The sequence below is a fragment of the Nonomuraea sp. NPDC049649 genome (assembly GCF_040675175.1).
Lineage (GTDB): Bacteria > Actinomycetota > Actinomycetes > Streptosporangiales > Streptosporangiaceae > Nonomuraea.
In genome coordinates this window covers 15,876-28,466 of record NZ_JBFAOH010000045.1, presented here as the reverse complement: position 1 = coordinate 28,466, position 12,591 = coordinate 15,876, and the positions used below count along the sequence as shown (strand labels likewise).

At 70.5% G+C, this 12,591-nt stretch carries 13 protein-coding genes; 8 read left to right on the top strand and 5 right to left on the bottom strand.

Annotation, left to right across the window (positions count from 1 at the left end; all coding sequences use genetic code 11):
• Positions 1 to 37 precede the first annotated feature (37 nt).
• Complete coding sequence (locus AB0J42_RS33015; protein WP_364301495.1) at positions 38 to 670, top strand: DUF6518 family protein; 633 nt, start codon at positions 38 to 40, stop codon at positions 668 to 670.
• Positions 671 to 744: 74 nt separating this feature from the next.
• On the opposite strand, the gene AB0J42_RS33010 is transcribed toward AB0J42_RS33015, so the two are convergent.
• Positions 745 to 1,551, bottom strand: coding sequence for a siderophore-interacting protein (locus AB0J42_RS33010; RefSeq protein ID WP_364301493.1), 807 nt, complete (start codon positions 1,549 to 1,551; stop codon positions 745 to 747).
• On the bottom strand, positions 1,548 to 2,159 hold the full coding sequence (locus AB0J42_RS33005) for a TetR/AcrR family transcriptional regulator C-terminal domain-containing protein (RefSeq protein ID WP_364301491.1): 612 nt from the start codon (positions 2,157 to 2,159) through the stop codon (positions 1,548 to 1,550). Before AB0J42_RS33005 ends, AB0J42_RS33010 begins: the two co-directional genes overlap by 4 nt.
• 143 nt (positions 2,160 to 2,302) lie before the next feature.
• Between AB0J42_RS33005 and AB0J42_RS33000 the strand changes: the two genes are divergently transcribed.
• The 5 genes from AB0J42_RS33000 (at position 2,303) to AB0J42_RS32980 (ending at position 6,141) form a co-directional block, all read left to right on the top strand.
• Entirely contained in the window at positions 2,303 to 3,754 is a 1,452-nt protein-coding gene (locus AB0J42_RS33000; protein ID WP_364301489.1) for a glutamate--cysteine ligase, read from the top strand.
• A gap of 111 nt (positions 3,755 to 3,865) precedes the next feature.
• Positions 3,866 to 4,123: a WhiB family transcriptional regulator gene (locus AB0J42_RS32995; protein ID WP_364301487.1), complete on the top strand. Its 258-nt coding sequence runs from the start codon at positions 3,866 to 3,868 to the stop codon at positions 4,121 to 4,123.
• Between the two features lie 42 nt (positions 4,124 to 4,165).
• The gene (locus tag AB0J42_RS32990; protein WP_364301485.1) at positions 4,166 to 4,861 is read left to right on the top strand and encodes a CPBP family intramembrane glutamic endopeptidase; all 696 of its coding nucleotides are present in this window, start codon (positions 4,166 to 4,168) and stop codon (positions 4,859 to 4,861) included.
• Positions 4,861 to 5,844, top strand: a complete 984-nt coding sequence (locus tag AB0J42_RS32985; RefSeq protein ID WP_364301483.1) for a DUF2804 domain-containing protein — start codon at positions 4,861 to 4,863, stop codon at positions 5,842 to 5,844. Before AB0J42_RS32990 ends, AB0J42_RS32985 begins: the two co-directional genes overlap by 1 nt.
• A gap of 99 nt (positions 5,845 to 5,943) precedes the next feature.
• Positions 5,944 to 6,141: a hypothetical protein gene (locus AB0J42_RS32980; RefSeq protein ID WP_364301481.1), complete on the top strand. Its 198-nt coding sequence runs from the start codon at positions 5,944 to 5,946 to the stop codon at positions 6,139 to 6,141.
• Positions 6,142 to 6,143: 2 nt separating this feature from the next.
• On the opposite strand, the gene AB0J42_RS32975 is transcribed toward AB0J42_RS32980, so the two are convergent.
• Entirely contained in the window at positions 6,144 to 6,863 is a 720-nt protein-coding gene (locus tag AB0J42_RS32975; RefSeq protein WP_364301479.1) for a PIG-L deacetylase family protein, read from the bottom strand.
• A 125-nt stretch (positions 6,864 to 6,988) separates the two neighbouring features.
• Between AB0J42_RS32975 and pcrA the strand changes: the two genes are divergently transcribed.
• Entirely contained in the window at positions 6,989 to 9,211 is a 2,223-nt protein-coding gene (gene pcrA, locus AB0J42_RS32970) for a DNA helicase PcrA (protein ID WP_364301535.1), read from the top strand.
• A 126-nt stretch (positions 9,212 to 9,337) separates the two neighbouring features.
• On the opposite strand, the gene AB0J42_RS32965 is transcribed toward pcrA, so the two are convergent.
• Positions 9,338 to 10,201, bottom strand: a complete 864-nt coding sequence (locus AB0J42_RS32965) for a hypothetical protein (protein ID WP_364301477.1) — start codon at positions 10,199 to 10,201, stop codon at positions 9,338 to 9,340.
• A 105-nt stretch (positions 10,202 to 10,306) separates the two neighbouring features.
• Positions 10,307 to 10,984: a hypothetical protein gene (locus AB0J42_RS32960; RefSeq protein WP_364301475.1), complete on the bottom strand. Its 678-nt coding sequence runs from the start codon at positions 10,982 to 10,984 to the stop codon at positions 10,307 to 10,309.
• Between the two features lie 424 nt (positions 10,985 to 11,408).
• Between AB0J42_RS32960 and sucC the strand changes: the two genes are divergently transcribed.
• Positions 11,409 to 12,590, top strand: coding sequence for an ADP-forming succinate--CoA ligase subunit beta (sucC, locus tag AB0J42_RS32955; protein ID WP_364301472.1), 1,182 nt, complete (start codon positions 11,409 to 11,411; stop codon positions 12,588 to 12,590).
• Position 12,591 lies beyond the last annotated feature (1 nt).

Genomic DNA, 12,591 nt, shown 5'->3' with positions numbered 1-12,591 from the left:
CACGCGCGTCACGGGCCGGTCTGGTAGGCAGTAGATCATGAGCGACTACCCCCGGTCCGCCTCGGCACCCATGGTGCTTGTCCTCGCGGTGGGCGCGTCGTTCGGCGCGGCCACTTCCCTCGTCAACGCCCTCGCCCACCAGACCGTCGATCTGGAAAGCCGCGCGGCGGCGGTCGGCGGCTGGTCGGTCATGGAGATCGTGAGCATCCTGTTCGACTCCGGCTGGGCCTGGGCGGGGCTGGCGGTGCTGACAGGCTGGCTGGCCACCCGCGCCGGGCGGCAGGGAGCCGCGGCCCCGGTGCGCGGCGCCGTGGCCGGGACGCTGTCCCTGCTCGTCGCCACGGCGGCCTACTACGCCCTGGACACGATCGTCCACCAGGTCCCGATCGGCTCCTACGTCTACGACACGATCTTCTGGGCGCTGGCAGCAGTGCTGTTCGGGCCGGTCCTGGGCACCATCGGGGCATGCGCCGGGCGGCCGGGAGCGATCGGGGTGCTCGCCAGAGTGACCGTGCCGGTCGGCGCCGCCGTGCAGATGGTCGTGCAGCCGCCCGGCAGGAACGAGGTCCTCACCGCCATCGGCCAGTGGGTCGTCTGGACGGCGGCGGCCGTGAGTATCGCCGTGGTGGTGGTCCACTTCATCAGGGCACGGCCGACGCGTACGGCCTAGGGGAACCTTTCGCCGCGTCGTCCGCATGTCGTTCGGCTCCGGCCATCTCACTGGGTCCGCCACCTGGCCGCGTCTCAGCCCACGCTGGCGCGGCCGTGCCGCCAGTAGCCGTAGAAGCCGATGTGCTTCTTCGCCATCCGCCGCTCGCCGGTCAGGTGACGGCGCACGCCGGTGGCGAGCTTCGACTCGCCGGCGACCCAGGCGTACGCGGGGGCGCCGAGGTCCGGGTGGGCTCGGACGGTCTCCAGGGCGAGGGTTCCGGGGATGGTGTCCGAGCCGTCGCGGGGGAGCCAGTGCAGTTCGACGCCCGCCGGGCAGGGGATGCCGGTCCGGATGTCGGCGGTCCGCGGCACCTCCAGGAAGGCGTGTCCGGTGAGGGTGTGCGGGGCGGACGACAGGATGGACAGGATCGCGGGGAGTGCGCTCTCGTCGCCGACCAGGAGCTGCCGGTCGGCGTCGTCGGGCGGCAGGTAGGTGCGGCCTTCTCCGATGATCCCGGCGGGGTCGCCGGGGCGGGCGCGTGAGGCCCAGGCCGAGGCGGGGCCCGCGTCGCCGTGCAGGGCGAACTCGATGTCCAGTTCCCGCAGGTCCGGGCGGTGGTCGCGGACGGTGAAGGTGCGCACCCACGGCCGCCGGGACGTGGGCTGGAGCAGCGTTTCGGCCATCCAGCCGTCGTTGCGGAGGCTGGGCAGCCAGAGACCGTTCTGGCCCGTACGCGGGAAGAAGAGCCGGACGGCGTGGTCGCCGCCGTGGCCGGTGAACCCGTCGAGGGCGTCGCCGCCGAAGGTGACGCGGGTGAACGACGGGCTCACCCGTTCGTTGGCGCGGACCTCCAGCGGGATCACCCGCCGCCCTTTCGGCCGGCTGACTTTGGGGATCATCGCCGGGCCTCCGCGAGCCTCAGCCGGACGCCGTCGAGGAACAGTTCCAGGCCGTACGCGAACCGCTCCTCCGGGTCGGCCTCGATCGCCGCGTCCATCGTCCGGCGCACCTCGCTGTCGGGCAGGTCGGCGCCCCGTTCGCCCCAGTCGCCGGCGTCGCGCTGGGCCTGCTCCTCGATCGTGTGGCCGAGCACGTAGTACATGAGCGAGAAGAGCACCCAGCCGATGCGTTCGCGCGGGAAGCCCGCGTCGGCGAGGACGCGCACGGCCAGTTCGCCGCCGCGGACGGTGTTGGGCTCCGTCACGAGCGTGCCTGCGACCACGCGGGCGCCGTCCCGGTAGGCGAGCAGGGCGCGGCGCAGGCGGTGGGCGAGCTCGGCGAGCCGGGCGTCCCACGGGCCGGGGGTGAGCGGGGTCGCGGAGATCTCGCCGACGATGCGGTCGGCCATCGCGTCGAGCAGGGCTTCCTTGTTGGTGAAGTGCCAGTAGATGCCGCCGGCCTGGACGCCGAGCCGCGCTCCGAGTTTGCGCATGGTGAGCCCGTCGAGCCCGTCGGAGTTCAGCAGGGCGAGTGCCCCGGTCACTACGTCCGCACGTTTCAGCTGCATGCTCTCACTGTCGCAGCTGACCTGAACACCGTTCAAGCCTGAACACCGTTCAAGTGATGAGGGTCACACGTTTGTGCCAAAGGCCGGTGGGCGGGCTGGTGCCGCCGGGAACGGCGTGCGACATTCCAGGTATGGGGAGGGATGTGCCGGTTGTCGTGTTCAGCCGGGAAGATCGGCGGAGGTACCGCGAGAAGGTCCGCCGGTGCCTCGACGTGCTCGCGCAGCTGCTCCGCGAGTCGAAGTTCGAGGACGACCGCCCGCTCGCCGGCCTGGAGATCGAGCTCAACATCGTGGACGGCGGCGGCGAGCCGTGCATGCGCAACGCCCAGGTGCTCGACGCCATCGCCCGTCCCGACTGGGCCACCGAGCTGGGCCAGTTCAACATCGAGATCAACATCGAGCCGCAGGAGCTGGGCGGCGACGGGGCACGACGGCTTGAGGACGACGTGCGCGCCCGGCTCAACCACGCCGAGGAGCGCGCCCGGTCCGTGGGCGCCCACCTCATGCTGGTCGGCATCCTGCCCACGCTCCGCGAGGAGGACATCGGCGAGGGCGCCCTGTCGGCCAACCCCCGCTACCGCCTGCTCAACGAGCAGATCTTCGCCGCCCGGGGCGAGGACCTGCACCTGGAGATCGAGGGCGTCGAACGGCTGGACACCCACGCCGACAGCATCACCCCCGAGGCCGCCTGCACCAGCGTCCAGCTGCACCTCCAGGTCAGCCCGCAGGCGTTCGCGGCGCACTGGAACGCCGCCCAGGCCATCGCCGGCCCCCAGGTCGCCGTCGCCGCCAACTCCCCGTACCTGTTCGGCAAGGAACTGCACCACGAGACCAGGATCGCCCTCTTCGAACAGGCCACCGACACCCGCCCGGCCGAGCTGAAGGCGCAGGGCGTGCGGCCCCGGGTCTGGTTCGGCGAGCGCTGGATCACCAGCGTCTTCGACCTGTTCGAGGAGAACGTCCGCTACTTCCCCTCCCTGCTGCCCCTCTGCGACGACGAAGACCCCCGGGCGGTGCTGGAACAGGGCCGCGTCCCGCAGCTGCACGAGCTGACCCTGCACAACGGCACCGTCTACCGCTGGAACCGGCCCGTGTACGCGGTCGTCGACGGCAAGCCGCACCTGCGGGTGGAGAACCGGGTGCTCCCGGCCGGGCCGTCCGTGCTCGACATCGTGGCCAACGCCGCCTTCTACTACGGCCTGATGAGCGTGCTGCCGCACCACGAACGGCCCATCTGGAGCCAGATGTCGTTCGCCGCCGCCGAGGAGAACCTCTACAGCGCCGCCCGCCACGGCCTGGAGGCCCGCCTGTACTGGCCGGGGCTCGGCGAGGTGCAGGCGGACGAGCTGATCCTGCGCCGCCTGCTGCCGCTCGCGTACGAGGGACTGGACCGGTGGGGCGTGGCCCCGGAGGTCGCCGCCCGCCTGCTGGGCGTCATCGAGGGCCGCTGCCTGACCGGCCGCACGGGGGCGGCTTGGCAGGTCGAGAAGGTACGGGCGGTCGGCGGCGACCGCCAGGAGGCGCTGCGGGCGATGACACTGGACTATCTCGCCCGTATGCACGCTAACGAGCCCGTGCACACTTGGGAAATCTGACCCGTACGGGACGAACCGGCCGGATGGGTCATCCGCACGTTCCCGGGTTGTAGTCGCATGTCAATCCCCAGGATGATGCGAGTGATCTTGTACACGGCATAGCGTTACCCCATGCCATTGGAGGAGATCGGCTGGCTGCGCAGGGGGGCGTGCAAGTCCAGCGACCCGGAGCTCTTCTTCCCCCTCGCCCCCTCGCCCGTCCAGGAGTCGCGGGCCAAGGCCGTCTGCGCGACGTGCCAGGTCCTCGCCGAGTGTCGCTCGTACGCGCTGAAAGCCGGCGAGGCCGACGGCATCTGGGGCGGCCTCACGCCCGAGGAGCGCCGCCGTTCCCGCCTGTCCGCCGCCCGGGTCCGTCCCGCCGCCTCCTGACGGTCGGCGCGGGAGATCGCGGGCCCGGTTAGCCTTTCAAGCGTGCTGCTTCGCTCGATAGCCGTGCTGACCGCGGCCAACGTGCTCAACAACCGGGTCGCGCCGCGGCTCGGCCCGCTCACGTCCGCCGCGGCCACGGCGGCGCTGGTGGCGATGGCCCGCCGCTCGGGGGTGACGTGGGAGGAGCTGGGGTTCGAGCACGGGCGGCGCGGGGCCGTCATCGGCGGGGCTCTGGCGGCCGGTGTAGCCGCGGTCTACACCGCCGGCATCAGCGTCCCCCGTACCCGCCCGTACTTCCACGACGAGCGGGCGCTGTCGCTCAGCCGCGCCCGCGTCCTGGAGGAGGCCCTGCTGCAGGTCCCGGTCGGCACGGTGCTGCTGGAGGAGGTCGGGTTCCGGGGCGCGCTGCACGCCATGCTCCGCCGCGACCACGGGCAGGCCGCCGCCACGGCGGTCTCGTCGGCGCTGTTCGGGCTCTGGCACATCCTGCCGTCCGTCGACATGGCGCGGGCCAACCCGGCGCTCGGCGCCGCCGTCGCGGGCGATTCCGGCACGGCGCGGGTCGTGGCGGGCAGCGTGCTCTCGACGGCCGCCGCCGGGGTCCTGTTCACCGAGCTGCGCCGCCGGGGCGGGCTGCTGGCGCCGTCGATGCTCCACCTGGCGACCAACTCGCTGGGCTACCTCTTCGCCCGCCTCGCGGCCCGTAAGGACCCGGCCGTGGGGAGGGCCGCCGCCTGATGCCCACGCGCGAACGGGAGATCGCCGAGCCCGTCGACCTCTGCCTGCCCGACGGGCGGCTCAACCCCGCCGCCGTCGGCTGGACGCGGCGCCCGCTCCACCGGGCCAACCTGCGCGGCTGGGGCCGCACCAAACGCTGGGAATACTGGGGCATCGTCACCCCGTCCCACATCGTCGGAGTGGTGGCGTCCTCGCTCGACTACGCGGGCGTGCACGGCCTCTACGTGCTCGACCGCGCCACCGGCGAGGAGATCGCCAGGGACGCCGTGGTGCCGTTCGCCCGCGGCGTCGTCATGCCCGCCCGCAGTGGCGAGGGCACCGTCGTCGCCCGGGGCGGCGGGCTGTCCATCCGTATCACCCAGGGTCCTGCCGGCACCGCGCTGCACGCCCGCGCCAAGGGCGTCGAGGTCGACCTGGAGATGCGGCTGCGCGAGGGCCGCGAATCCCTCGGCGTGGTGGTGCCGTGGGGGCCGCGGCGCTTCCAGTACACGGTCAAGGACGTCGGGCGTCCGGTCCGGGGCCGGCTGGTGCTGGGCTCCGTTCCGTACGAGGTGCGCGAGGGCGACTCGTTCGCCGTGCTCGACCACGGGCGGGGGCGCTGGCCGTACTCCATCGCGTGGAACTGGGCGGCGGGCTGGGCGCCCGGCAAGGCGATCCAGCTCGGCGGACGGTGGACGGCCGGCACCGGGCTGACCGAGAACGCCCTGTTCATCGGCGGGCGGCTGCACAAGATCGGCGAGGAGCTGGCGTGGAGCTACGACCGCGACGACTGGATGCGGCCGTGGCGGATCACCGGGCCGCGGGTGCGGGTCGAGTTCACGCCGTTCCACGAGCGGGTGGCGCGGACCGAGCTGGGGGTGGTCGGCTCGGAGACCCACCAGTGCTTCGGCCGCTTCACCGGCCGTGCGCAGGCGGACGACGGCACGTGGGTGACGCTCGACGGGCTCACCGGCTGGGCGGAAGAAGCCCGTCAGCGCTGGTGACGTTCCTCCCGGCGGATGTAGGTCCTCTGCAGCGCTCGCGACCCCGAACGTTACGCGCAGGACGCCTGCCATCTGCGCGAGGACTTCCGTCACCTGCCCGTGGACCCCGCGGTGCAGGCACGGGCGCTGGAGGTGCAGGAGATCCTGGCCCAGAAGTCGCAGCACCAGCGGATGAACCCCGCCTGTGCCGAGGCGCACGGTGCGACGGTGCTGCACTACGACCGGGGCTTCGACAGGATCGCCGAGGTCACCGGGCAGCCGTCGTTGTGGGTGGTGCCGCCTGGGTCGGTGGCGTAGTTCTAGGCGGTTTCGACTACCTGGAAGCCTTCGGCGTAGTGGCCGTCGGGGAGGCCTGCCTGCTGGGCCTGGGCGGCGAGGCGGGATTTGATGGTTTCGGCGAAGTCGTCGATGTTGCCGACCTGGCTGGTGTGGGACTGGAGGGCCGCCAGTTTGCGGTCGATGACCGGGGTGATGTCGATCCAGTGGTTCTTGGTGGGGCCGCCCATGAGCCATACCTCGCGGACCGCCCACGCCTCCAGGCCCTCTTCCTCCAGGAGTTCGGGGAAGGCGTAGGGGTTGCGGGCGTCGGGGTAGACGGCGTCGAGGGTGGCGCCGCCGACCGCGCGGTGGTCGGGGTGGCTGGGGGCGATGAACTGGTAGTTGCGCTCCGGGTGATGGGTGATCACCAGTTCGGGCCGTACCTGCCGGATGACGCGGGCGATGTCCTTGCGCAGGTCGGGCGAGGGGACGACGGTCCCGTCGGGACGGCCGAGGAAGCGCAGGTCGGTGACGCCGACCTTCCCGGCGGCCGCGGCCTGTTCGGCGCGGCGCAGCTTCGCCATGCCGGAGTGGTCCAGGTGGCGGTCGTTGCCGCCGGCGTCGCCGTCGGTGACCAGCAGGTAGGTCACCTCGACGCCCCGGTCGGTGAGCAGCGCCACGCTGCCCGCCGCGCCGAAGTCGGCGTCGTCAGGATGTGCCGTGACGACGAGGACTCTGGTGATCTCGTTCTCCGGCAGCATGGCTCCCCTTCCTAGAGGCTTCTGTCGGCTTAACGGGACCTTGACCCCCCGCATTCCGGGCCCCGGTTGTCGGTGCGGGGGCCTACTCTAGGGGCGTGCCCACCCAAGTCTCTGTTGACCACCCCTTGCTCGACGGCCTCAACCCTCAGCAGCGCGAGGCCGTGCTCCATCACGGCAGCCCGTTGCTGATCGTCGCCGGCGCCGGGTCCGGCAAGACGCGGGTGCTCACCCACCGCATCGCCTACCTCCTGGCCGAGCGCGACGTGCACCCCGGGGAGATCCTGGCGATCACGTTCACCAACAAGGCCGCGCGCGAGATGAAGGAGCGCATCGACAAGCTCGTCGGCCCGCGCTCGCGGGCGATGTGGGTGATGACGTTCCACAGCGCGTGCATGCGCATCCTGCGCCGCGAGGCCAAGCGGCTCGGTTTCCCGTCGAGCTTCTCCATCTACGACCAGGCCGACTCCCAGCGCCTGATGGCGATGGTCTGCCGCGAGATGGACCTCGACCCCAAGCGCTACCCGCCCCGGTCGTTCTCCGCCCAGGTCAGCAACTTCAAGAACGAGCTGATCGACTACGAGACCGCGATCGAGCGGGCCGGCTCCCACCTGGAGAAGACGCTCGCCGAGGCCTACAAGAGCTACCAGCTCAAGCTCACCGAGGCCGGCGCGATGGACTTCGACGACATCATCATGAACACGGTGACGCTCTTCCAGCTCTTCCCCGAGGTGGCCGAGCACTACCGGATGCGCTTCCGTCACGTCCTCGTCGACGAATACCAGGACACCAACCACGCCCAGTACGTCCTGATCAGGGAGCTGGTCGGCTTCCCCGAGCTGCGCACCGCCGACGGCGAGCAGGTCCGCGCCGGGGCAGACCAGTCGGAGCTGTGCGTGGTGGGCGACGCCGACCAGTCGATCTACGCCTTCCGCGGCGCGACGATCCGCAACATCCTGGAGTTCGAGCGCGACTATCCCGACGCCCGCACGATCCTGCTGGAGCAGAACTACCGCTCCACGCAGAACATCCTGGCCGCCGCCAACGCGGTCATCTCCCGCAACGAGTCGCGCAAACCGAAGAACCTCTGGTCCGACCAGGGCGACGGCCCCAAGATCGTGGGTTACGTGGCCGACAACGAGCACGACGAGGCCGTGTTCGTGGCGCAGGAGGTCGACCGGCTGGCCGACGAGGAGGGCGTGAAGCCGGGCGACGTCGCGGTCTTCTACCGCACCAACGCGGCCTCCCGCGTGTTCGAGGAGATCTTCATCCGCACCGGCCTGCCCTACAAGGTCGTCGGCGGGGTGCGCTTCTACGAGCGCAAGGAGGTCAAGGACCTGCTGGCCTACCTCCGGGTGCTGGCCAACCCGCTCGACGTGGTGTCGCTGCGCCGCATCCTCAACGTGCCCAAGCGCGGCATCGGCGACCGGGCCGAGGCGATGGTGGAGGCGTTCGCCGCGCGGGAGCGGATCCCGTTCTGGGAGGCGCTGCGCCGGGCCGACGAGGCGCCGGGCATGGCCACCCGCTCGGTCAACGCGATCCGGGAGTTCGTCGCGATGATCGAGGAGCTGATCGCCAAGGGCGAGGGCGTGTCGCCGTCGGCGCTGGCCGAGGAGGTGCTGGTGGCCACCGGCTACCGCGCCGAGCTGGAGGCGTCGGAGGATCCCCAGGACGAGTCCCGCCTGGAGAACCTCCAGGAGCTGATCTCGGTGGCGAGCGAGTTCGAGGAGGCCAACCCCGAGGGCACGCTCGTGGAGTTCCTGGAGCAGGTGTCGCTGGTGGCCGACGCCGACCAGATCCCCGACGACGACGGCGGCCAGGGCGTGGTGACGCTGATGACGCTCCACACGGCCAAGGGCCTGGAGTTCCCGGTGGTGTTCCTGACCGCCATGGAAGACGGCGTCTTCCCGCACATCCGCTCCATCGGCGAGCCGAAGGAGCTGGAGGAGGAGCGCCGCCTGGCCTACGTCGGCATCACCCGGGCCCAGGAGCGGCTCTATCTGACGCGGGCCGCGGTGCGCAGCTCGTGGGGCGCGCCGTCGTTCAACCCGGCCTCGCGCTTCGTCAACGAGGTGCCTGCCAAGCTGGTCGAGTGGCGCACCGACCCCGACAAGTCGGCGTGGAGCGCCGCCACCCGCAGCACGCCCGCCCCGGCGGCGGCCCCGAAGAAGAGCGGCGGCCGGGCCGTGCCGTCGCTGGCGCCGGGCGACCGGGTCACGCACGACGCGTTCGGCCTCGGCACTGTGGTGTCGGTCGACGGCGTGGCCGAGAAGACCAAGGTCAAGATTGATTTCGGGTCGGGCGGCGAGAAGACGCTTCTGCTCGCGTACGCGCCGCTGGAAAAACTCTGACGTCCATATCGGGGGTTGCGTCCGGGGACGGCATTCACCGGGCGTTCTCGTGACGTTTCCCGGACAGCCCGCATTCCCCTTCTCGCGGCTGAAGCCGCGAGAAGGGGAATGACGCGAAAGCGGCGGTTACTTGGTGCCGACCTTCAGGCTGTCGAGAATGTCGAGGGCCTTCTCCTGGCCTTCCTTCGACGTGTCACTGGCGTCCGACTGGGTCGGCGCCTTGATGCTGGCCTTGGTGCCCCACCCGGTGTAGCGGGTGTCCACGCTGATGGTCTCGCTCTTCTTCGGCGTGCCATTGACGACGCCGAGCGGGAACGTGGTCACCAGCCGGGTCGGCAGGCCCTTGGCGTCGACGCTCAGCTTCCAGGAGATCTGGGTCTTGAGCACCTTGGCCGGGTAGTCGTCCCGCAGGTGCGTGGCGCGGAACCACGGGGAGACCTTGCGCGCCTGGCCGACGGTGATCTTGCCGGAGTAGCCGCCCTTGGTCGCCTTGGCGTTCTTGAGCAGGGCCTTGAGGGTGGCCGGCTCGGCGACGTTCAGCGGCTGGCCGAAGATGCCGGTGAAGCCGCCGGTGGGGCCGTTCGGCAGCTTGAACCACTTCTTGTCCTGGTCGTCCATCAGCGCGGGCCACATGCCGCCGGACAGGTAGGAGGTCTTGCCCAGCCAGATGGTCCGCTCGGGCGCGGCCATCGCCTTGAGCAGCTCGGGGGCGTCCTCGCCGAGGTCGCTGGCCTTGATGTTGAGCTTGCCGGTGCTGTCGGCGCCGGCCAGGCCGTTCTTGCGGAAGGCGAGCGTGCCGGACCGGCGGACGAAGATCATGCGCGTCACGGAGTCGTCGATGGTGGTGCGCTCGGTGAACTTCACCCCCTTGCCCGGGGCGAGCTGCTTCTTGACGGCGGTGACCGGGTTCTTGGGCGCGGCCTGTGCGGGGACGGCCGTGACCAGGGTCGCGGCGCACGCGAGCGCGAGGCCCGCGATGATGCGCTTCATGTCATCTCGATTCTTGAGGGGATGTGGTCATGGGTGACCACGGGACAGCCCCGCACCGACACCGGGCACGGGGGTGGTGCGTCTCTCGTAAGGAGAGGCGGGGCGCTAGCCGCCGATCCCGAGCGAGCTGATGGCGTTGTCCGGGATCTCCGAGGGGAGTTCGTCGGTGATCGCGCCGTACAGGTCGGTGTTGTCGACCCACTGCGACGCCGGCGGGGCCTTGATCGTGACCTTGGCGCCCCAGGCGTCGTAGCGGCTCTCGGCGACCGTGCGGCTGCTGCCCAGCACGCCGTAGTCGATCGTCCAGTCGCTCACGACGCGCGTGATCTGGCCCTTGCCGTTGGTGTCGATCCGGTAGTCGACCTTGACCTTGCTCAGGGCGCCCGTCATCTTCGCGCCCTGCAGGGCGGCCAGCCGCTTGACGGTGGTCGTGCCCCTGTAGTCGCCCTTGACGATCTTCGCCTTGGCGGTCAGCTCCTTGAGGAGCTTCGGGTTGAAGATGTCGACGAGCTGGTTGGACTGGTGGCTCGCGCCCGCGTAGCGGACCCACTTCTTGCCCTCGGGCAGTGCGTCCCCGAACAGGCCGCCCTGGAGGTAGGTGTAGCCGCCGGTGCTGACCGTGCGGCTGGCCATGAGCGGGAAAGACGTCATGAGGTCGTTCTGGCCCGCCGTTGACTTCTGGCGGTGGGTCAGGTCGGCTCCGGTCACGCCGGACTTGCCGAATTGCAGCTTTCCGGTCGTACGGATGACCGAGGTGCTCTTCCCATCCCGGGAACTACGCACAGTTTCGGAAACCCGCACTCCGTGTCCGGGCTTCATCTGCTTTTTGAGTGCTTTGACCGGATTCGCCGGAGCGGCCTGCGCTGGTGCCACCGTAACCAGCGTCGCCGCGGCGGCAAATGCCAGCCCCGCAATGATGCGCCTCATCGTCGTCCTTGGTTAATCGAAGGAGGGAAAAAGTATCTTGCCGACTAAAGATCACGACGATATCTCGATGAGTGGACATATACCGTGGAATCGGTGCACATTTCGCGCAGAAGGGGACGGTGGCGGGGTGAGATGACCGTCACATCCGGGCACAACCGCGACCCGGTGAACAGGCAGGGTCAAGTCTGGGGCTAGGCTTCACTGGCGGATACGCCCGGCACGTACGTACGGGGTGGCCCGGGCCGTCGAACATTCAGTCGGAAAGCAAGGACGGACCCTAGTGGACCTGTTCGAACATCAGGCGAAGGAGCTCTTCGCCGACTACGGCATCCCGGTGCCACGCGGCATCGTGGCCAACACCGTGGAGGAAGCTCGCGCGGCTGCCGAGGAGCTCACCGGCCGCGTCGTGGTCAAGGCGCAGGTAAAGACCGGCGGGCGCGGTAAGGCCGGCGGCGTGAAGGTGGCCGACGACGCCGCCGACGCCGCCGCGAAGGCCCAGCAGATCCTGGGCATGGACATCAAGGGCCACACGGTGCACAAGGTGCTCGTGGAGGAGGCCAGCGCGATCGCGGAGGAGTACTACTTCTCCTTCCTGCTCGACCGCGCCAACCGGACCTTCCTGGCCATCTGCTCCGCCGCGGGCGGCATGGACATCGAAGAGGTCGCCCACGCGACCCCGGAGAAGGTCGCCCAGATCCCGGTCTCCCCGCTGACCGGCGTGGACCGCGCCAAGGCCCGCGAGATCGCGGTCGCCGGCGGGCTGCCGGAGAAGGCCCTCGACGGTGCGGCCGAGCTCATCGAGAAGCTCTGGTGCGCGTTCATCGACGAGGACGCCACCCTGGTCGAGGTCAACCCGATGATCCTGTCCGCCGACGGCGAGGTCAAGGCCCTCGACGGCAAGGTCTCGCTCGACGACAACGCCGCCTTCCGCCAGCCCGACCACGAGGCCCTCGCCGACAAGTCCGCCGAGGACCCGCTGGAGGCCGCGGCCAAGGCCAAGGACCTCAACTACGTCAAGCTCGACGGCACCGTCGGCATCATCGGCAACGGCGCCGGCCTGGTCATGTCCACACTCGACGTGGTCGCCTACGCGGGCGAGTCCTTCCCCGGCAAGCCCGCCCCGGCCAACTTCCTCGACATCGGCGGCGGCGCGTCCGCCGAGGTCATGGCTGCCGGCCTGGAGATCATCATGTCCGACCCGGCGGTCAGGTCGATCTTCGTGAACGTGTTCGGCGGCATCACCGCCTGCGACGCCGTGGCCAACGGCATCGTCTCGGCCTTCAAGCTGCTGGAGAGCCGCGGCGAATCCGTCAGCCACCCGCTGGTGGTCCGCCTCGACGGCAACAACGCCCAGCTCGGGCGGCAGATCCTGGCCGACGCCGCGCTCCCGCGGGTCGAGCTGGTCGACACGATGGACGACGCGGCCAAGCGGGCCGCCGAGCTCGCTGCGGTAGGTGCGTGAG